Annotated in this window: 14 protein-coding genes; all 14 read right to left on the minus strand. The window is 47.1% G+C overall.

Annotated elements, in window-relative coordinates; genetic code table 11:
- Nucleotides 1-17 precede the first annotated feature (17 nt).
- On the minus strand, nucleotides 18-479 hold the full coding sequence (locus tag KXD93_RS04965) for an Lrp/AsnC family transcriptional regulator (protein WP_258135778.1): 462 nt from the start codon (nucleotides 477-479) through the stop codon (nucleotides 18-20).
- Nucleotides 480-577: 98 nt separating this feature from the next.
- Nucleotides 578-1,921: an L-fucose:H+ symporter permease gene (gene fucP, locus KXD93_RS04970; RefSeq protein WP_258135779.1), complete on the minus strand. Its 1,344-nt coding sequence runs from the start codon at nucleotides 1,919-1,921 to the stop codon at nucleotides 578-580.
- A 2-nt stretch (nucleotides 1,922-1,923) separates the two neighbouring features.
- The gene (locus KXD93_RS04975) at nucleotides 1,924-3,672 is read right to left on the minus strand and encodes an L-fucose isomerase (protein ID WP_258135780.1); all 1,749 of its coding nucleotides are present in this window, start codon (nucleotides 3,670-3,672) and stop codon (nucleotides 1,924-1,926) included.
- Between the two features lies 1 nt (nucleotide 3,673).
- Complete coding sequence (locus KXD93_RS04980) at nucleotides 3,674-4,876, minus strand: DUF6786 family protein (protein ID WP_258135781.1); 1,203 nt, start codon at nucleotides 4,874-4,876, stop codon at nucleotides 3,674-3,676.
- Nucleotides 4,877-4,884: 8 nt separating this feature from the next.
- Nucleotides 4,885-6,345 (minus strand): DUF2961 domain-containing protein, encoded by a 1,461-nt coding sequence (locus tag KXD93_RS04985; protein WP_258135782.1) that lies wholly within the window; start codon nucleotides 6,343-6,345, stop codon nucleotides 4,885-4,887.
- Complete coding sequence (locus tag KXD93_RS04990) at nucleotides 6,335-8,893, minus strand: GH116 family glycosyl hydrolase (protein ID WP_258135784.1); 2,559 nt, start codon at nucleotides 8,891-8,893, stop codon at nucleotides 6,335-6,337. The genes KXD93_RS04985 and KXD93_RS04990 overlap by 11 nt, the downstream gene beginning before the upstream one ends.
- Nucleotides 8,890-10,026, minus strand: coding sequence for a glycoside hydrolase family 172 protein (locus KXD93_RS04995; RefSeq protein WP_258135786.1), 1,137 nt, complete (start codon nucleotides 10,024-10,026; stop codon nucleotides 8,890-8,892). The genes KXD93_RS04990 and KXD93_RS04995 overlap by 4 nt, the downstream gene beginning before the upstream one ends.
- Before the next feature lie 3 nt (nucleotides 10,027-10,029).
- A complete protein-coding gene (locus tag KXD93_RS05000) occupies nucleotides 10,030-10,497 on the minus strand; it encodes a hypothetical protein (RefSeq protein ID WP_258135787.1) in 468 nt (155 codons plus the stop codon).
- A 44-nt stretch (nucleotides 10,498-10,541) separates the two neighbouring features.
- A complete protein-coding gene (locus KXD93_RS05005; RefSeq protein WP_258135789.1) occupies nucleotides 10,542-12,518 on the minus strand; it encodes an alpha-L-arabinofuranosidase family protein in 1,977 nt (658 codons plus the stop codon).
- 71 nt (nucleotides 12,519-12,589) lie between these two features.
- Entirely contained in the window at nucleotides 12,590-12,712 is a 123-nt protein-coding gene (locus tag KXD93_RS05010; RefSeq protein WP_258135790.1) for a hypothetical protein, read from the minus strand.
- 11 nt (nucleotides 12,713-12,723) lie between these two features.
- Nucleotides 12,724-15,657 carry an alpha/beta hydrolase family protein gene (locus tag KXD93_RS05015; RefSeq protein WP_258135791.1) on the minus strand — a complete coding sequence of 978 codons (2,934 nt, stop codon included), beginning with the start codon at nucleotides 15,655-15,657 and terminating at the stop codon, nucleotides 12,724-12,726.
- Nucleotides 15,658-15,662: 5 nt separating this feature from the next.
- Nucleotides 15,663-17,063 carry a thioredoxin family protein gene (locus KXD93_RS05020; protein ID WP_258135792.1) on the minus strand — a complete coding sequence of 467 codons (1,401 nt, stop codon included), beginning with the start codon at nucleotides 17,061-17,063 and terminating at the stop codon, nucleotides 15,663-15,665.
- Between the two features lie 80 nt (nucleotides 17,064-17,143).
- The gene (locus KXD93_RS05025; RefSeq protein WP_258135793.1) at nucleotides 17,144-18,625 is read right to left on the minus strand and encodes a RagB/SusD family nutrient uptake outer membrane protein; all 1,482 of its coding nucleotides are present in this window, start codon (nucleotides 18,623-18,625) and stop codon (nucleotides 17,144-17,146) included.
- Nucleotides 18,626-18,654: 29 nt separating this feature from the next.
- On the minus strand, nucleotides 18,655-21,993 hold the full coding sequence (locus tag KXD93_RS05030) for a SusC/RagA family TonB-linked outer membrane protein (RefSeq protein WP_258135794.1): 3,339 nt from the start codon (nucleotides 21,991-21,993) through the stop codon (nucleotides 18,655-18,657).
- Between the last annotated feature and the right edge of the window lie 136 nt (nucleotides 21,994-22,129).

The following is a 22,129-nucleotide window of genomic DNA, read 5'->3' on the forward strand; positions in this document are numbered from 1 at the left end:
CAGGACCACAGCCAGGCTCACAAAACAAACGCCCCGCCGCTCTTACACTCCCGAAGCACAAAACAGCTCTCCATACCGCCGATATTCCCCAGGCTATTGATATGCTCCATGATAAACGTAAAATAAGCCTGCGGCGTCCGCGCCGTCACATGCAAAATAAAATTCCAGCCCCCCGACACGTGCAGCAAATACTGCACCTCCGGCAGCAGCTTCACCGCCTCCTCGAAAGCATTCAGCAGTTCCGTCGTCTGCTTTTCCAGCCGCACATGCGTCAGCACCAGCACCGGCTGCCCGATCTTTTCCCGGTCCAGCAAAACGGTGTACCCTTTGATATAACCATTTTCCCGTAGCCTGACCAGCCGGTCATGAACCGCCGGCGGCGACTTAAACACCAGGGCGGCCAACTGCCTTTCGGAAATGCGCCCGTCCTGCTGCAAATGCTGCAACAATTTAACATCGGTAGGGTCGAGGGTATGCATCTGTTTATTTCTTCCGTTTTCTTTTATTTCTTCTTTTAACCAGGCAGGGTTCCCTCGCGGAACCCTGCTGCCAATTTTACCTGATCTATTTTAACTATTTAAAGCGGCCGGGACCGGCCGCGGGAGGAGGCATAATAAGCGATAAAGGCAAAACAGCCCAGCGGCACAAAAAACGCCGCAGGCATACCCGCATGATCGGCAATAAGCCCCATGACCGGCGGGCAAAACGCGCCGCCCGCAACGGCCATCACTAAAAAGGACGAAGCCCTTTTGGTCAGCGGGCCAAGCCCTTTGATGCCCAGGGCAAAAATGGTGGGGAACATCACGGACATAAAAAAGTAGGTAGAGAACAGCGCGATGACGCTGAGCCAGCCGAGCTGCAATACCACTAAGACCATTAACAGGGTATTGATCAATGCGTAAAGCATCAGCAAGCGATTAGGCTTAACAAATTTCAGGATATAAGAGCCGAACAATCTTCCAATCCAAAAGCTGCCCATACCGCCAATCGCCAGGATCAGCGAAGCCGCCTGCTCAGGGTTTTTCGGCATAAAGATCTGCCCGAAACCGCCTAAATGCTGCATAATGCCACCAACCGCGTCTTTTAAACCAGCTATGGTTTCGGTGACGTCATTGATAAAAAAGGAATTCACGCCGGTTTGCGCGGCGACATATAAAAACTGCGCGATAACGGCCAGCACAAAGCCTTTATGTTTCAGCAATTCAGACAACGGCGCTTTGGCGTCGATGTGTTCGCTGTTTTCTTCCTTGACATCCGGCAGTTTGCTGAAGGCGAATATGACAGCTACTACAATTACGATGCAGCCGATATAGATATAGGGCCTGGTCAAAGAATCGAATTGTTCCGGGCCGGTCTTTTGAGCGGCGCCAAAGATAAACAGACCGCCGATCAGCGGGCCGAGTATCCAGCCCAGGCCGTTAAAACTTTGCGCAAAATTGATGCGGCGGGCGGCGCCCTCGGGTGGGCCGAGCACAGTCGTATAAGGATTCGCGGCGGTCTCTAAACAAGACAGGCCGCAGGCGATGATAAACAGGCTGCCCAAAAACGGAATAAAGGCACCGAAGTGCGCAGCAGGGTAAAATAGAAATGCGCCCCCCGCGAAAAGCATCAGACCTAAGATAATACCACTTTTATAGCCGTATTTCTTCATAAACAGGCCTGCAGGCCCGGCCATAACCAGGTAACCGATATACAGGGAGAACTGTACGAAGCCGCTTTCGGCTTTCGAGATATGCAGGGTATTCTGGAAATGCTTGTCCAGCACATCCAGCAATCCGTGGGCGAAACCCCATAAGAGGAACAGGCTGGTGACCAGGGCAAAAGGGTAAAAATAGCTTTTACCGTTAGGTGCCCTTAGTAAACCCAGGTGTTGCACCTTCAGGCGGCGAACCGGTGCCGATTTTTCGATGTGATTGTGCATGGTTAAGCGTATAAGGGTCCGTAAGTTTGACATGCGCGATAATCCGCTCCTTCTGTATCCGAACCGAAAGCCTTCCAGGCGGAGGGCCGGAAGACCCGGCTTGCTTCCACATTATGCATGGAAACCGGTATCCGCAGCATACTGGCCAGGGTGATCAGTTCATGCCCATAATGCCCGTAGCCGAAGCTGCCATGGTTGGCGCCCCAAGCGGCCATCACCGCATACCCATCGGTAAAATTTCCCACATCGGTTAGTTTCGGCACGAACCAGGTGGTCGGCCAGGTAGGGTCGGTACGTTCGTTTAAGATATGATGCACTGGCTCGGGCAGATCAATCGTATAGCCTTCAGCGATCTGGAGGACAGGCCCTATGCCCTTCACCAGGTTAAGGCGGCATAAGGTAACAGGCATCCCCCCTTTGGTGACGAATTGCGAGGAATAGCCCCCGCCGCGGAAATAACCATTATTGGCGGGGTACCAGGTGGTCGCCTTCAGGCAGTCGCCGACCTCTTTGCCCCGGATTTCCCAGAAAGGTTTCATCACGGGTTTACCGTTTACTTCTTGTTGCCCCGAACCGTCCAGGGCAGCGGAACCTGAATTGATCAAGTGTATAAAGCCGCTTTCAGGTTTCCAGCCGGTGACCCTTTCCACCGCTTCTGGCGACCAGTAGGTGCGCACATCGGCGAATACCTGGGCGGTCTGTTTTAATAAGTAACCTAAAAGCATAGACAGGCCATTCAGGCTGTCATTTTCGGTAGCGACCATAAAAGGCGCGCGGATTCCGTTCCAGTCAAAGCTGGAATTGAGGATGGCTTCCGCGAAATCCCCGTTGGGCAAAAAGTCGGTCCATTGCCGTTGCCCCTGGAAACCGGAGACGATGGCGTTATGCCCCTGCGCTTCTTCGCCGAACCCCATGTCCTTTAGTTTGGGGTTACCAATCATCAAGTCGCGGATGATCAGCATCATTTTCACGACTGTCTCCCAATCCTTATCTTTCTGCTCGTGTGAAAATTGTTTTTCCTTTTGGTTTTTATCTTCGCCTTCTTTACAGTGTCCCCTGGTCCAGGCCAAAGCGTGTTTAAATTCTTCAGGGTCATAAATACCTTTCTCGATCCGGCGCAGTACCTCGACCGAATCCACGTATTCGTTCCGCATCCCAAAATAATCTTTGAACAGATCGGGCACAACAATAGAGCCTGCGATGCCCATCGATACGGAACCGATAGCTAAATAGGCTTTGTTACGCATGATCGCTACGGCCAAACCTGCACGGGCAAAACCCAATAATTTTTCCTTCACATCATCAGGGATGGTTTGGTCATTCAGGTCTTGTACGTCTTTACCGTAGATGCCAAAGGCAGGGAGGCCAAACTGATTATGCGCGGCTAAGGTAGCGGCTAAATATACTGCGCCGGGCCTTTCCGTCCCGTTAAAGCCCCAGATGGCTTTGGGCCAGGCGGGATGCATATCCATCGTTTCCGAGCCGTAGGCCCAGCAAGGGGTGACGGATAAAGTCAGGCCGACATGGCTCTGCTCGAATAGAGTTTGGCAGGCGGTGGATTCGGCCACGCCGCCGATACAGGTTTCGGCTACGATACACTGCACCGGGCGGCCGTCGGGGTATTTGAGCTGGCTTTCATACAGGGCCTTCACATGGATAGCCATTTGCATGGTCACATTTTCCAGCGATTCGCGGACGCCGCCCAATCTTCCGTCGATAATGGGACGGATGCCTATTTTAGGATAATTCATATTATAATGCCTTTTTAATTTCTTCGATGCTTACGCCCAATACTTTTTTGCTGATATAATCCAGGTCCATTTCGTTGCCTATAAAATGGAAAACGCTGTGCCAATGCGTGGCGGAATGCCCCAGTGGCAGGAAATGTGGGCTGGATACGGATTCGAGTTCGTAGAACGGGCCCATCTGTTTACCATCAGCCAATGGGCCGTCATTATAGGCGTTCATGGCATCGCCGGAGAAGGGGTCCTTGTCAGTGCGCCATTCCTGGTTGAGGTATTTGCTGAGCGGGGCTACGTCATACAGGATAATAGTCAGGACGTGGTTGCCCGCGTCATAACTGCCGGCGACGCTTTTGGCCCGCGCTGGGTGCACGCCCAGCTTACCGCGCTGTTTGCCGTCGGCTTTGAAGTAGAGTACGCTGTCTTTTGCTTTCAGGCGGTCGGCCGGTATTTCGCCAAAATAATTGGTGGTAGCCGGTGAGCCGTCGCCTGATTTAAAAGGGATAACGATGGTAGTCTGGTCCGATGGCGGGAACATATCCAGGATCCAGGTGCAGGGCATGCCGGTGGTTTTGTTCCATTCGGTCGGGCCGGTATTAGTGACTGTGTTTTCGGTACGGTAACCGACCGCTTTGATGGAACCGGTCACCTGTACCGGCAGGAAGCGCTCGATCTGCCGTGTATCCAGCAAACTGATCTTGCGGGTAACACGCAGCTTAAATTCCGAACCGGCGAAATTCTTGAGTTGCATATCCTTGGCAAGTACGGCATGGGTGCTGTCTTTGAAAACGAGTTCCCAGGCTTCGCTGTCATAAGCGGGTGGCGTGTGCCAATTGTCGAATTTCTGGTCCTTGCCTTTTTCAAAGAATAGAGAGAACGGGCCCCCTTCAGGGCCGAGCCAGAAGCGGTTCTCGCCACCGTAGGCGTTCATATAGGGGTCAATGGGGCCGTAGAAGGCTTTGTAATGGATCCAGCCGAAGCTGCGGCCGGTATCGCCAGTGGCGGTGGAGGTAAAGACCTTGGCCTGGTATTTGGCGGAAACCAATACCTGGGCGTCGCTTTTACCGAGGATTACGGCGCTGCTGTCGTGTTTTAAAATAAATTCCTTGTCATAGCCGAAAGTGCCGGGTTGGGGCGGTTCTTCTTTGATGGCCTGCTTGCAGGCCGGGCAGATGAGGGTCATAAACAGCAGTATTAATAGTTGGTTTTTCATATATTGGTTTATTCAGGTTTCAGTTGTTCCATTTTCCCCCGGTCGCAGTAGTAAAAACTCAGCGAGGTGTAGTTGACGGGCTCGTTGTACACGGGACTGGCGCCATGCTCAATACCGTGCCAGATGCTGTTTTCAAAGGATAGTTTGTCGTTAATAAAAAAGCGGAAGCCACCGGTATGGGCCACAGGCTCATGACCATAGGCCAAACAGCCTGAAAGCGCCCGGCTTTCAGCATGCTCCCATTTGCCCTTCATGTCGTACCAGCCACCATTAAAGTAATCTTCACTGCCAGTGCCGTGCATCCGGAATTTGCCGTCCGTGGCTGTGGAATCATCCCCTTCGAAAAAACCGGTCAAGCCTCTAAAAGAGTTACTTCCTTTCAGGATCGTGCCGACATAGTGGCCCTTCCCGCGAATGTCCAGGAAAACATGCCAGGGATCGCTGCGGCCGAGTTGATGCTGAACATAGGTGACATAAAACTTTCCTTCCTTTTGCGGGTCGCGTTTTTCAGCTGAAGCCGCTATCTTCGCCTTGACATTCACGGTTGTGCTACCCGCATTCCATAAGTCTATCCTGGCGTATTGGTCAAAAGGCATCGGGAAATAAGCATAATGGACCGCTTTGGTTCCGCTGAGCAAACCTTTCATCGTTGGTTGGCCGAAGGCATAACCGAAGAACTCTCTTAAGGAACATTCTACAGCAGGCAGGCTTTCCTTGTCCCATTTCACGGAGATCCGCAGGTTTTCTGTTCCGGCCGTGTCTATTTCGATGCCCTTGATCCTGCCGCCCGTTTTCATCTCCCAAAGCGTTTTATATTCCCCGCGTTTTAAATCAATATGGATACTGGTATCGCCTGAATTCATGGGTGTTTTTTTCCAGCTTCTTACAAGATTATCCAGCTCATTTTGCTCCCCGGCACTCAATGTAGGGTTAAAAGAATCCACCTTTGTCCCCTTGGGGAATAAACGGTAACCCAGTTGATGAAACTGCAGGTTATGCCCCCGGCTGACGATCATCAGGTGCTTTTGGAAAGGGATGGGAAAATAACAGAAATAGCCGCCCACGGCGCTGTCACATAAAGGCTTTTGAAACGGCTTAACTTTCCCGGTAAACAAGTCCATATAGCAGATCGACAGCCTTGGCTTTTTTTCATGATCCAGGTAAAAATCGAGGGTGTCTTTGGTGGGCGTCGGTGTCGCGATCCGGTTCAAAACACCCGGCCCGTCGATGTCGAGCATGACAAGGCTGCCGTCCGGGTTCTTGCGGATAAAGGAATAGGTTCCGCCAAAACCGTCATCGTTAAGCCCTTTACGGTCATAGGTCGTTTCCTCGCTTTCCACGGTATTCGTCCGGTAGGCGGGTAACAGCGAGATATCGGAAAGCTGCCGCAGTTCGCTGCTCAGCGTGATCTTTTGCGCCAAAGCGCAAAAGGGAAATAACAGACACGCTGTTAAGATTTTAATTTTCATAATTGGTGGTTATCGTTATTTGATCACCGGATTTGAGATTTAATGGTTCAAACCGGATCGTGAGTTGATTATCTTGCTGAGCAGGTTGCATAATGATGACATGTCCGTTCCTTTTCAATTGGATTGTCTTGACTTTGGTAATAACAGATACTCTTAATTGCTGAAGGCCCAGCTTCCCATATACGAGCGAAACAGTATTGGTTTGTATACGGCCTTTTCTTTCCTGCGCGATATTTCCCCAGCCTTCAGCTGCGCTGAAAAAACTTTGGAAATGTTCCGGCTGGATTTTTGGAGCAAAGCCCAGTATGCCTTTTGGCCCGTCATACTGAAAATCACAAAGTGCTAAAAATACCCCCCAGCTGGCCATCGCGCGGGCATAATGGTCGCCGCATTCCACTTCGTTCCAGGGGTTGTGTTTTTCGGGCTGGTAACGGTCGTCCAGACCTTTGACGATCGATAACCCTTCGTTCACCATGCCATGATAGATCATCGAGGTAGCCACCTGGTACTCGATCCCCGTCCAGACCTCATCGCGGTAGCGTACGCCATGGTTACCGGGATGCGGATCATGCGGCCAGGTACAGACCAGCAGGCCGGCTTCGCCGGGACTGGCAAAGTCGCGTTCAGCGGGATGATCTTTGGTTTGGGCAGCAATGTCCGGCGCCCAGTTGTATTTCCAGATGCTCTGTAGCGCTGATTTGATTTCGTTAGTTGGATAGAGGTCACCGAGGCCGTACAAACTGGACCAGGTTTGCCCGAACAACTGGTCGGAAAGGCAGCCTTTCGCGTACTGCGCATTAGGGTGTTCTTTCAGGTCAACATCCTGGATAAAGTATTCCCCGTTAAATAAACGTTTGCTGCTGTTTTCCGCGCCACGGGCTGCAATCATCGCGCAACTATCGGCGAAAGGGTCCTGCATTAGTTTGCCCATCAGGGCGGCAGCTTTTAAAGCGCCAACGTATAGGCTGCCCACATAGGTGTTCGCACCGTAGAACTGGTCGTCATAGGTGTTGGGCTGCATGCCCTCGATCAGTCCATCGGCATTGCCATCCGCCCGGATCAGGTAGTGGGTAGTTGCTTTGATCTTTGGCCAGTTGCGCATCAAAAACCTATTATCTGCTGACAACAAATGCTCCCGGTACGCCTTCAACACCGTTCCCGCCTGTCCGTCTATATACACATCCTGCCCGGTCCAGCGGTCATGGTTGCCGTCACGGGTAAAGATACCGCCGTCCGCCCGGAAGGAATTGGCAAAATCGGTTTGTTCACGGAGGTTACGGTCGAGTTCGGGAAAAAGGTGCGCTATGCCCTGCTCGTAGTTCCAGACGTGGGTACAGGTACCGATACAGGAACCGACACCTTCCCAGGCGTAAAACTTGCCATTGCCCCACCACTGGCAGGTTTCGGTGGCCAGCGTCGATAACGGCGAGATCAGGCGTCTGTTCAGCCAGTATGGCAAGGTGCTGTGGTTATAATAAGCGTCATGAAAAGCAAAAGTTTGCTGTTGCAGGCGCGGTAAATTCGTTTCCAGCCATTCTGCCACGTTCCGGGAGCTACTGAAACAGTTTTTGTAATTGTTATAAACCAGCGGGCCGTCGGTACGCAAAGGTTTAGTCCAGGCCGTATCGATATAATGCGGACGGTTGGGAAAATACCAGCTCAGCAGAAAAGTGACCTTTTTGCTTTCTCCCGGTCTCAAAACCAGTTTTTTAGAAATTTCCCCGACCAATTTTTCACCTAAAGCCTTTTGCGCATCGGGACTGGTAACACCGTCGCCGAGCAAACTCAAACAGATATCGCCATTCCAGGGATGTTGGGCAGGCAAAGTGGTGTTCACTAAATCCATGGTAATGCCGGTTAACCCGTTTTGATGGAAAGCAATATTACGATTGGTGCCCGTGTAGCTTACTTTACCGTCAAGCCCGACCGGGTTTTGCAGGCGCCCGGTCAGGGTAACGGTTTGGGTGGTTTTAGCGGTGTTTGTTAAAGTGTATTGTAAAACAGTGCCGGGTGTGGCGCTTTCCCTGGCGTCCAGCGGGATAAAGGGAGAAAAGACCTGCAGGCGTACCGCAACAGGCAAAAATTCTTTGCTGTCCTTGTAGTCAATAGTCGCTACCGGGTACTCACCGGTAAATTCGATAGCATCGAAATGGGCTGCGTCAAGCGGCCTGCCGTTTATTGTAAAGCCTTCCTCGATATAAGATGGCGGTGTAAAAGTCTGGTAACAGTCCTGCCATGGGCCAAGCGCGGTCATAAAATTATTCGTTGATCGGTGCCCGTACCCGGTATTGTAAGCATTGTTGGCGATCCACCAGCAGGCTAAGGTACCGTCACCCCTGACGTAGAGCTGGCCGGAGGCGATGCCACCGCAAGGCATACCGATGGTTTGGAGCTGGGCGCCCTTAAAGGTTTTAGGGCCATCCGCATAGACGGATTGGTCAAAGGATGCAAGCAGTACCTTATCGACTGGCACATGATGGCTGGGGTCAATGCTTTGGGCATTGGCCGTAAGGCTAAAAAGAAACAGGAGATAGACTATTTTCTTCATGGCTTGTCTACATAATAATAGGCGGTAACCGCGTAATCATCCGACCGATAAAAGTTCATCCAGTCTTTAGGATCAGCTTTTGCCAGTGCATCCGCTGGTGTATTCTTTTCCAGCAATCCCCGGAAACCGGTATTACCGAAAAGCGAGACTAGTTTCAGCGGTACGCCTTTCGCCTGTAGCATTTTGACGTCGTCCGCATACCAGCCGCCGATCTGCTGGAGCGTCGCCCGGAATGCTTTATAAAACCAGATCGCATCCGGGATATGGAAACGGTAAAAGGCATATTGACGACTTGCGTCATCCGCCACCAGGCAACCCTGGTACCGGTGGGCGAAGGTACCCTCGAACCAGCCGGTGCCGATATAGTCTTCCGCGCCGGTTCCATTAATGGTCGGATTGGCTTTATCCCCGTCAATATACATTTTCACCTCGCCTTCGCCCCACCAGGTATGCCCGTAGGCGGGATTAACGTCCAGACCAACGGAAACGCCCAGAAAGCGGCCCTTGCCCTGAACTTCCCTTAGCAGTTCAACGTCCTGTCCGATAGGACTGCTTTGCTGCCGGTGCCAGGCGGCATGGAAATACAAGGTTTCTGTTGGGACTATCAGCCTGACAAAATCCACGTCAAAAAACAGGAGCTCCAGGTCTTTTCCGCTTTCATTGGTCAATGTTATCCGCGCGCCTTTTTTAAAGGCCATGGGGATATAACAATTGAAACTGCGGCCCTCGGGATTGCTGAATAATGCGGATTCGAAAGCGACCGGCTTTAATGCGGCGCAAAAGAAATCACCAAAAGGTACGTCAACCGCTGGTATTTTGCTGTCCTCCCAATACATCCGTAAACGGAGTCCGCGCAGCATTTCCGGGCTGCGGTCGCTGATCGTCAGCCAGATGCGCTGGATGATCCCCGCAGAGCGTATGTCAAGCAGGGATTTGCATTCACCGGCTTTCAGCGAGCTGAAGGCCGCCCCTTTGGCTCCGGCATTGCTTTTCCCGCCCTGTCCTTTCCTGCCGTTCAGGTTTTCCAGGCTGCTCACCGAGCTGTGCACACCTCGCGGCATGGTGTAAAGGTCCTGGGCAAAAAGCGCAGGGGACGTTATCAAGAAGGAAAGCAAAAGGAGTCTGAACTTCATGGTTTATTGCTTGGCATAATAGCATTTAATAGTGTACTTCATCCCGTTGGACTGTTCCACGTTCCGGTCGATCACGAGGGTTTTGCCGCCATCTTCCAGCGTCCAGTTTTCCGTTGCGCCATTATTGGGGCCGGCCGTCCTGGTGAGCAAAATGCTTTGGTCATTGGTCCATTTCAGCGTAGTCGTCACCGTAGTGCCCGCAACAGGCGTACGGACCAGTGGCTTGCCGTCAAAGGTCAGGTTTTCGGTCACCGGGGCCAATTCTTTCAGATCCTGGTCCAGGCTGGTACGGATGATGGCGATCTTATCGGCCTGCTGCTCCACTTTGATGTAGCGGGGGATGATCCATTCCGGCGCCCTGCCGAAATCGATTTTGGCTTTATTGACCTGCCAGGTGCCGTTGAAATCGGCTTTCTGTGCAAAGGCCTTAACGGTGGTAAAAAGCAAGATGGCTAAAATAATTTTCCTCATGGTTGGTTTTTTATTAATGTTTAATGATTAAAGTTTATACTTATTTATTGGGTTAATTTGACGCGGATCACATTCAAAGAATAAGGTTTGGCGATAAAATAGATCGCTTTACCCTTTTCGTTCAAAGTCATCGTTTCCGGTTTGATCTGGTCCGGCTGGCTGATGCTGTTTGCAATGCCGGTATCGGAATTGGCCAGTGTAGTAATTGTTGCGATCCCGGCTGCCGAGGCATCAGTTAACTTGATGCTTTTCGCTTTCGGCTTTTGGCTCATGTTCACCAGCTTGATCACCAGTTCATGCGTACCCTGGTCAATCACCGCCGAAGCCCAGCAGCTATCCTGTCCGCAAACGGCCTTCCCGGAAGCTAATAAAGGCACCACCTTCGTCCCTTTATTCACCGAGAACAGCTGCTGCACATAATAATTCGGCGTATTATAGCTGCTGGTATTATCAAACCAGATCAGGTTCGGCGTCCATTGCCAACCGGTAACATGTGCAAACAATGGCGCATAAGAAGCCATTGATACCACATCCGCATTGCGCTCAATGCCGGTCATAAAACACGCTTCGCTCAAAGCCGTCAATAAATTATTTTTGTTTTTCATTGAGCCGATGCGGTCGCTTTGCGCAGCATATTCCCCGACAAAAATCTTCGGCCCGCTCCTATCATAGCTGTCATAGCGGTTACTGTTATCCATAAACCATTTGGGTGTATCATAAAAGTGCTCATCGATGATGTCGGCTTTGCGAGCCCGAAGAACACTGTCCATATAGTTAAAAACAGGGATATTGCGGCTGTAGCCAGTGGCATTGACGAGTTTTACTTCGGGGTATTTGGCTTTGATACGGTCAGTGAATAGCTTGAGGTGCTCGGCATATTGCGGTCCCCAGTTCTCGTTACCGACGCCAAGCAGCTTCATGTTGAAGGGTGCGGGATGACCGAGTTCGGCACGTTTCTTTCCCCAGTAAGTATTGACATCACCGTTGGCGAATTCGACCAAGTCCAGCGCATCGGTAATATAAGGCTCCAGCTCATTTACCGGTACGACCTCGGCCGCATCGAACTGGCAGGACATGCCCACGTTGATGATGGGCAGCGGCCCTGCACCAATATCCTCGCACAATTGAAAATATTCGTAAAAGCCGAGACCAAAGCTTTCCATATAGTCAGGGGTTTGCCTTTCGGCCACATCGTCTGCCCAGATACTTTGTACCATTTCGCGGTCTTCAAGCGGCCCGATGGTATGCTTCCACTGATAACGATGAACGATTTGGTTACCCTCCACAATACAGCCACCGGGGAAACGGAGAAAACCGGGATGGAGATCAGCAAGTTTTTGAACTAGATCTACCCGTAAGCCGCCGGGTCTTCCCTTCCAGGTATCAGATGGGAATAAAGATATCCGGTCCACATCGAGTTTACCCGCACCTTCGAGAATGACCAACAGTTTTCCGGTTTTGGCGGTGTCTGTTGGGGTAATGCTGATCTCCTGGTTATGCCAGTCCATCGCATTTTCAAGTGTCATGGCACTGTGGCCGATCACCCGGTTATTACTGTTGAATAAAAAAACACGGACGTGAACGCCGGGAACGACTTGGCGGTAACGCAATGTCAAATTATAAGGTATTTTCTTAAAGGCCATGCCCTCGTCAAATCCGCTGTTCATCAGCCCGACCGTGTCTTTAGCCTGGAGGTTAACCGACATATACTTAGGGTTTGCGATGTTAACGGAGCTTTGGTTGATGACCATAAAAATGCCGTCGCGTAAATTTGGCTTTGGCCAGGTAGTCCAGTCGGTCATAGGTTTGGGAAAATCAAAGCTGCGGTTCTCGACCATTTCGGCATAAACGCCACCGTCTGCGGCGCGGTTGATGTCTTCGAAGAAAAGGCCCCAAAGCGTAGAGGGGACATTTGCTTTGACTTGTTTGGTGTTGACAGTATAAATATTTTGTCCAAATGACAATTTAAAAAGCAAGACTAAAAGGGCCATACAGCCAATACGTGTCGGGATTTTGTTCATTGTTTTAGTTTATAATCTGCTAAGCTTCATTTTCCCCGGCACAAGTCCGGGGCTTAATCTTATTTTGGTTTTTAATGCTGTTTGACTATCCTGTTTTGGCGATAAATGCCATGACGCGTACTGGCATCACTTCCCCGTATTGATCGGGTCATGGCTATCGCCGGAAAGCTCGTTTGGAGCAGTGATTTTTTCATGATCTGTGGGCTTAATTTATTCCTGCGACGGGCGTTCGGTGTGGAACAAATTGATCGTTGATAATCGCAAGTTTGGGATCAAATTTGCTGTAATCTTTCTTTTTGCAGATCGGGCAATTTGGGCCGCAGCTGCCATCGGGGTCTAAGGAGTAGCCGGTTTCGATGCCTTTTAACCTCGCGGGAACACCTTTGGTCATCCAGACGGGGGGCGGGTAGCCTTTGAGGTAATGGTCGAAGAATTGGGTGAGGCGGATGGTGTAATCAAAACAGGCTTTATTTCCATCAAGGTCATGATTCTCGCCATCATATTGCAACATCCAGGAAGGTTTTTCAAGCCGGCGGAGAGCCATGTACATTTCTACACCTTGACGCCAAGGGACAACAGCATCTCCTTTGTTTTGCACTATCAATAGTGGCGTTGATACTTTATCGGCCTTCAAAACCGGTGACGCTTTTATATACCATTCCGGTTTCTGCCATAGCGTTGTACCGATGCGTCCCTGACCGGCTTCAGCATAATGTTGACTTGTAGCACCTATTTCGTCCCCATTTAAAGTTAAATACACACTAACCTCATCAGACACGCCACTCATTTCGGATGCGGCAGCGAACATCCCAGTATGTGTGGCTAAATAGTTGGTTTCATAGCCGCCGAAACTATGTCCTTGTATACCGATATGTTTACCATCAACAAACGGAAGTTTCGCCAGGAACTTTGCAGCTGCGACCACTGAATTTAATGTATGTTCGCCAACTGTTTTACCAGACTCGCTTGCAAAATCTAACGGAATATCAGGTTTAAAGACCAAATATCCCCTACTAACAAACCAGGGTACGTTAATGTTACCAAAGGTCAAAGCAGGTTTTGGAAATGAATATACGCCATCCGACATCAGCTCATAATAATTGAATATAACCGGGTATTTCTTTTTGGGGTCAAAATTCCCCGGTTTGTATAAAACTCCCTGACAAGCTATTCCATCTAACGTTTTATAATTGATAACCTCTGCTGTCAACCAATTATATTTTTGTTGTGGTTCAAGGTTGGTTAACCGCGTAAAACTATGAAAGTCAGTCGTATAGAAAAAATTCGGAAATTCCGTAGCAGACTGCCTTTGGACAATCCACGCGTTAGCATTTTTTGCCTTAAGTGGTTCCATGCCTGCATTAGTATGCCTGACATATTCACCAAAATTAAAACGAAAATCAAAAAGATAGGGCCCTCTAAAAAGAACGCCGGGTTCTTTTTGGCGACCTAGTACCTGGCTATAAAAACAATTGTATTTATTCACAATATTGAAGCCCCTCAGACGCAAAGTGTCTCCAAAAGAATAAATCGAGTCAAACCCCTGTTGGAAAAAACGCAACTGAACATGGTTTCGGTTACCATATCCTCCGGTAAGATTAATTAATGGATGTTTACCAGCAAGATCGATATTGAGAATATCATAATTACCATACATTAAAACATCATTCCCCTCATTTGCCCAACCTGCTACATTCTCCTGAATATTCTTTACCATATAGGAACCCGGGATTCTATTGTTAACCGGTAGTTTCATATGAGATATTTTGTTTACTTTACCAAATTTCAGATCATAACTAAACCATCTGTCCTTATCAGGTCGCTGATAAACCAACCAACGGCCATTAGGTGAATAAAAAAAACGTGGTTCTGTGACCTCTTGAATGCGTCTTTTAGGCTCATCATGATAGTCAAACAACTTGGTTTTAGCCCCATTTTTTAGTGATAATATGTAATAAAGCGAAGGCTCGAAAGGAAACACGTCATCTTTTCGAAGTGGAACATTCCGCTTTTTTATTTGATTTGAATAAGAAGATGAGTATTTTGAACTTACAACAATGAAATCAGAAGATACCATGGGGGGACAATTCATTAATCTTTCATTTCCGCCAAGTTGAAAAAAAGAATTTTCGGCTGTGGCTAAAATACCGATGCTGACTTTTGGCTCATTTCCCCTAATTGTCTGTGTAGGTTGTATGATCGAGTCTCTGTAACTCCAAACATCTAGCATTACAGCGTCCTTTGACGGCTTTTGTTTGATTTCGTCAATTTCCTTTCCGGCAAGTTCGAAGAAGAGCCACTTACCATTTTTACTAAAGGTTAAGCCCCCTTTAATTATTTTATTCTCACTAATTCTTGCATCGCCGTCCCGTAATTTTAAAGCGGCAGCACCTGCGCCATTCCAAAACCAAATCGAATTTGATTTTTCAGAAGCGCCGTTTTCGGATACGATAAATGCTATCTGATTCGCCCGGGTATCGAATCTGATCAGTCCCATTTTCTGTTTGGCATTATCAGCCGACCAAATATTTTCCCGGGTGTCATTTATCAAATCTATTCGCTTTAGTTTTTCTATGCCACCTACCGTATCTTTTACAAACAATGATTTGCCGTTTTTGTCGAAAGTGGCATCGATGTACTGTCCGATGGGCTGTTCCTTTCCGGTCAAAAGGTTTAAAAGTGTCATTTGCTTCGTCCCAGTACTTTCGGTATAAGCCACCCATTCTCCGTTGTTCTCCATGCTCGTATTTGGATAACAACGCGTAGCAGGAATGGAACGGATTTCTTCAGCATTGCTAAGTTTTAATAGGTGAAGGCTTTTCTCTGTTTGTATGGCAACAACACGGTCATCCTTGGAAAAAAAACATTGATGCCCGCCCCCCGGATATTCCTTTATTTCATTTCCCTTATTATCTATTATAACAAGTGAATACTTTTCCGTTAGCTGTTTTTGAGCCACATATGCCGCATATCGGCCTTTTGGACTGATAACTGAAATTTGAATATTTTTTGGCTGCCACTGATTTATTGCATTGGTATCAATAAGGGGTTTGCTACCGCTATTTCGAGTATCTTGTGCAGCAAGTTTGCCGCTCAAGACCAGAAGAGCTATTACGACTATTATATTGCTTTTTATCATATAATTTAGTTTTTATTGGAATCTTTAGGCCAGGTCGGTAAACCTTGTTTCATCTTAATGAGCGTTGCAGTAAGATCCTTGTCATTCGGCGTAATGGCTAGTGCTTCCTTTTCACATGCGATTGCCGAATTCGTTTTTCCCAACCTATAAAGGAGATTAGCTTTTGTGTCAAAATATTGAGCTAAGTAAAACGAAGTGCCATTTACATTTTTGATTGACAAGTTGCTCCAGTTGACGGCCTTTTTCAATAGCCTTTTATCGTTACTTCCCTCGAAAATTGTCCAAGCAATATGATTTAAGCCCCACGCATCATTTGCGGGAGAACGATAATCAATTGCCGCACCTCCAACTGCATGGCTAAACTTTCGTCCGTTAATTTTTGGTGGATACTTTTTAATAGCGCTTTCAATGTAATCAGCATACTGATCCCAGTCTTTCAACGTTTCGTAAAAGTTGATTTGTGCAGGGGAAATTAAACTATCCGCATAATTTCCGCCATATTTAGCTTGAATGTTTTGCTTCATTTCCTGCCAGTTGGGCGTCGTTGTAAAGGGAGTTCGCTTTTTAATATCCAGCCAAAGCCTTTGACTAATGTCCTCTCTGTTTATGATAGCCGAAATAAGCTGTTTTGCGTAAGTATGCGTCTTTGAGCCCACAATACTGTCTGTTTCTTTAGCATGATGAGCTATCCATTGAAAAATTTGGTTTTTCGAATCGATCAACCATAAACCACTACCAATTATCAATAGGTTATCTTTGGTACACAACTCTTTTTCATTTAGACTTGGCAAATAATTCTTTATATAATCTTCGACCATTTGCCGACCATTTGCAAACTCCCCGACACGGTTCGCTTCGTTAATTAACCACGGCATCTTAGAATAATCTTTGTGGCCTGCTTTATATTCTTCGATTAACGAATAATACTGTTTGTCCGGACTTACCGCATCTTTTGCAAGTGCGACAAAATTTGAATCTGCCAAATAGCCATTACCTTTAGTTACCAAATTAGCATTTGGAGAAAAGAACAGAAAGGTCGGGAAAGACTTAACATTGTAACCCACCATAACCGCATGGGCATCGGCGTAAGTCCTTTTCGTTGCATCATCTTCTGCTTTTGAAGTATCCATTTGCATTTTGACGGAAATAAAATGTTGATTCATATATTCACCTACCGTAATCTTTTGATAGACTTCCTGATCCATTTTTTTGCATGGGCCACACCAGGTTGCATAACAGTCTACGAATATGAATTTATTTTCCGCTTTGGCTTCTTGTTTGATTTGTTCCCAACTGATCCCCGTCTCAAAACGGACACCTTTGTCCGTTTTCTGTGCGAATGCCAAAATTGGCGCGAAGCCGAAAAGAATAATAAGGCTATTTATGAACCTTTTGATGTTTCTCATGATTTATTTGTTTATAAATTAAGAAATAGATATCAGGCAGAGCGGACCTTGCTCTGCCTAATAAATTGAAAAGTTGATTGCTAATACCCGGGGTTTTGTTTGAGGTTAGGATCGTTTTGAATGTCGCTGTACAACACAGGATACCATTGCCAGTTTATACTCCAGGTCCCGCCTTTGGCCGCGCAAACCCCGCCTGCGCCCATAACCGCATCTACATTCCCGGTCCTTTTCAGGTCAAACCAGCGATGACCAAATTCAGCGAATAGTTCGACCTCTCTCTCATGGAGGATGACTGTAAGTAAGCTGGTTTTATCTGTAGCACCCGCATAATTAGACAGGCCAGCGCGGTTGCGAATGGCATTCAGGTCGTCAGCGGCATTAGCTTCCCCCAATTGTGCCCTGGCCTCAGCACGGATCAGGTATTGCTCTCCCAGCCGCAATAATGTTGGAAATTCTGTGACAGCGCTGATATTGGGAGCCACCTTATATTTATAAGGAAAGTAATAGGTCGTACCCGAAATAGTGAAATTGGATAACCACTTATTCTTTCGCTGGTCCCCGGCTTCAAAGCTGTTTAAAAGATAGTTGCTGGCATAGGCCCCAAAGTTGAAGGACTTGCCCAAACCAGTCGAAGTGATAATGAAAACGTAGGCGTCGTAGCTGTTGATGTTAGCATTAACCGGTTGCAATTGCCAAATTGCCTCGGGGTTACCCAAACTATATTTCAGGAACGTATTATTGATCGCGCTTAAACTGAATAGACCGCTGTTATTGATCAGCGTCGTGGCTTGCGTTTCCGCATTACTGTAATTCGCAGCATCCCCTGTCAGATTTCCGTAGTATAAATAAGTTCTAGCGAGTAAAGCGGTTGCCGCCCATTTAGTGGGTCTTACCCTTTCAGGATAGGATTGCATAAGCGTAGCATCTAAATAATTGGTGCTTAACAAACTTTGCGCATCTTTTAAATCAGCAATGATCTGCTGGTATACCTGCGCCTTGGGCGACCGTGCCAGAACCGAATTGATCTTATAATCATTGGTTAACGCAAGCGGCACGTCGCCATATAAATTCACTAGGTAGAAATAAAAAAATGCCCTAATAAACTTAGCTTCGCCCAATAATTGCTGCTTTATCGCCGGGGTCAAACTTGAAGATGCGTTAAGCTGAATAATAGCGTCATTACATTTAAATATAGGCAAATACAAATTTTGCCAGAACTCGGCACCATAATTACTCAGGCCTGGTTTAGAACCCAACGCATTTCTGTAATAAGCAATTGCTGTTGTGTTTGTCAAGCCATTGGCATAGGTCAGTTCATCTGAGGAAAGACCACCATACAACGTTAACGAAGTAAAGTTTCCTACGGCATTGGTATTTGAACTGCTCATAAGCCCATAAATACCGGTCAATACCGATGCAGCAGACGCATCATCTGTAAAAACATTGGCGCCCGAAAGGCTGGTAACAGGTGGGTTCACCTCTGCCAGCTTTTTACACCCCCCGCCTGTCAGAGCCAAAAGGATAAAGACCGGCAATATATTTTTGATAAAATACTTTTTCATAACTGAAGTTTTAAATGTTCATATAAAGATCAGAATCCAACATTGCAGCCAATCGTGATCACTTTTAAAGGTGGAAGTACACCTGTTCCGGTTTCCGGGTCCATTCCTTTAAATTTGGTAATGGTAACCAAATTTTGTGCCTGTAGGAATATCCGGGCGGTGCGGATATGGACTTGGTGAAGGGTGTTCTCCGGTAATTGGTAGGAAAATGCCACATTTTTTACCCGAACATACGAGGCGTCGGCATAATACGCATCACTCGATCCAAGAAGACCTAAATTATTTGCAAGGCTATAATCGGAATTGAATTTTTGAACAGTTGAAATATTGCCAGGACTTTGCCACCTCGATAGGACGTAAGTTGGTTGCTGACCATAGGTGCCTGGGTCAGAGGTGCCAAAAGCGTATGTCGGTGCAACTTGTTTCGCAAATTGCAGGAATACATCCAGTGAAAACCGTTTGTAGGTAAAGTTGTTCCCTAAGCCGCCATAGAATTTAGGAAAGGCAGGACTTATCAATGTGTTTGCATCGGTAGTGTAATTAGGGTTTGCGGTTGGGTTCCCATGGCTATCAGCAAAGGTATATATACCCGTAGCCGGGTCAACACCAAGATAATGATAGCCTTTAATTGTACCTAGCGGATATCCAATAAATAAATTTACAGGAAGTGTACCTTGATAAGCCACTAGTTTATTGTGGGGCACTGTGAAATTAATATTCGTTGTCCAGCTAAAGTCTTTGTTTTTTATGTTATCCGTGTGAATCGCACCCTCCCAGGAAACATTCTGCACCGTTGCAGGCCAGTTCTCTGTAACAAGGCCAAAACCGGTCAAATAGGGAAGGTTATAACCTACCAACTGATTAGAAGATCTGTTATAAGCTAGGTCGGCGGAAAGCGTAATTCTGTCCTTCAAAAAGCCTAGGTCTAAGCCAACTAATAATTTTTTGGTTAATTCCCATTGCAGGTAAGGGTTTGGAAGGGAGGTAGTTCTTAGTCCTGCAACTCCTTGGTAGTTAACAGGAAAAGTCAGAGAGTTGTATAAATTTAAGTATTGATAATCGCCAATGCCGTCGTTGCCTGTGGTGCCATAATTCGCTTTGATTTTTCCAAAGCTTAAAAAAGATAAATGATTTTTGAGCGACTTTTGTTCTGTAAAAATCCATCCCGCTCCCGCCGACCAAAAATCATGAAGCTTATTAGCTTCACCAAAACGGCTGCTGCCATCTCTTCTAACTGATATACTTAATAAAAATTGATTGGCCAGATTGTAATTCGCCCTGCCGAACAGTGCATTATATTTATAAAGAGATTGGACCGTCGCCCGGTTACCGATTGAAGATGCAGCTGCAAGATTACCCACTAAAGCATCGCTACTAAAACCTGTACCTCCTATATAAAAACCATCAGAATGAACCTGGTTAATTGTTGCCCCAACAATCAAATCAAGAGTGCCTGCTGCAATTTTCGCATTGTAGTTGAGTTGCGGTTCCACGATCCAGGAGGTATTGCTATTAGTTGTCATAAACATCCCCCTGGAAAAGGGGGTACGGTCAACCGGATCAACAAATTCCGCTAAAGTTTTGGTCAACTGATTATACTGAAGATTGTTATATCCCAAATTGGTTTTGAAGACTAACTTCGGTAGAATATTATAACTTAATACCATGTTAGTGATTAGGTTATAAGATCTATTTTGATAAGTGGCATATAAATATTGAAGGGGATTTGACCAAGAATAAGGCCCGTTGGCATCAGGTTGCCAGTTCAAAGTACCATCTCCATTATATAAAGCTGGTGCATCAGGCGGGAGATTAACCGCTTGGCCGGCTAGGTCTTGATTGGGTAACAAATTATTGTCGAACACGTAATTCGCGGTCAAATTTATTTTGAATTTCCGGTTGGCTGAACTAGTTGCCACGTTGAAATGAAAGCTCCCTTTTTGATCAGAAAAATCGCCTGGGAATACCGATGTTTCCCGATGGAAAGTAGAACCTATGATATATTGCGTCAAGCTGTTTCCACCCGAAACATTCACATTGTAGTCAGCATATTGAGCTGTCTTGCCGATCAGTGTTTTTTGCCAGTTGGTATTCCGGGTCGTATCCCAAACTCCATTAACATCGTCATCATAGGACTGTGGCGTTGCCCCGTCATTTTTAAAAGCTTCGTGCCTCATTTGCAAATATTGCTGGGTATTTAACAATGGCAAAAAATGAGCTACCGATCCCCATCCTTGATTAACACTCAGGTTCACTTTCATATCCCCTTCTTTACCTTTTTTTGTAGTAATAATGATCGCGCCATTGGCAGCTCTTGAACCATAAATAGAGGTGGCATCTGCATCTTTTAAAATCGAGATACTTTCAATGTCATCTGGATTGATATAACTCATCAGGTTGCTTGCATAATTATTTTGTAAATGCAACGGGCCTGAAATTGAAGTATTGCTGAGCACATCAGAAGGATAGGGTATGCCGTCGACAACATAAAGAAGACTGTTTGATTGCCGTATACTATTTTGTCCCCCCAACTGCACTTTGACGCCTCCTCCGGCCATTCCAGTTGTCTGGTTGATATTAAGCCCAGGTACCCTTCCCTGCAATGCGAGTAGTGGATTATTTACATTTTGCTGAGAGATTTCTTTGGCTCCTACGGTGACCACATTATTAACGCTTAAACGTTGGCTCTGTGTACCATAAGCAATCACCTGCACCTCATCCAGTTTAGAAGAAGCCTGGCTTAATTTAATCGCGCCAAGATTAGGAGCAGCAGGTACTTCTTTTTTGTCATAACCGATAAAGGTGATAACGATGACATCGTTGGCCTGCACATTTTTAAGCGTAAAGAAACCGTTCAGGTCTGAATTGGTCGCATTATTGGTGCCTTTAACGGTAACTGTGGCTCCCGACAAGGGCTGGTTATTTTCATCCATTACCCTGCCGGTCACATCGGTGGCCGCCATGAATTCCTTAACCTTGTCTTTAATCTTATCGAGGAAATTGGTGGGTTTTTCCTTGATAGTAATGGTATTATTATCAAGGCTATAGGAAAACGGCTTGTTCCTGAACAGCTCGTCGAGCGCGTCCTGAACAGTAGCGTCTTTTAGGTTGATGGTGACGGTGCCGGCTTGTTTGAGGGCGCTGGCGTTGTAAAAGAATTCATAGCCGCTCTGGTCCTGGATCTGGCTCAGCACTTTGTCGATCGACACGTTCTTTTCCTTCAGGTTGATCTTTTGCGAAAAAACGTTCGCAGATACCTGGAGGAAGGTAATGGTGAGCAGAAATACGGTTAACTTCATAACCAGTAAAAGTTTACGGGGGATAAAACGCGCCTGCGGCTGCATTTTAAACCTGTGGTTTAATTGCATACTTTTGTAATGTTTGGGTGAATGATTAAAGATTACTCGCGTGATTTTTTAAAGGGTCGCCCGAATTGACCGGCAGTGTTTCCAGCACTTCCGGTTTCTTTCTTTTATGGGGACCCTTTTCCGTTTTTAGTGTAAA

This window comes from Mucilaginibacter phenanthrenivorans, from assembly GCF_024721155.1.
In the GTDB taxonomy this organism is placed as follows: Bacteria; Bacteroidota; Bacteroidia; order Sphingobacteriales; family Sphingobacteriaceae; genus Mucilaginibacter; species Mucilaginibacter phenanthrenivorans.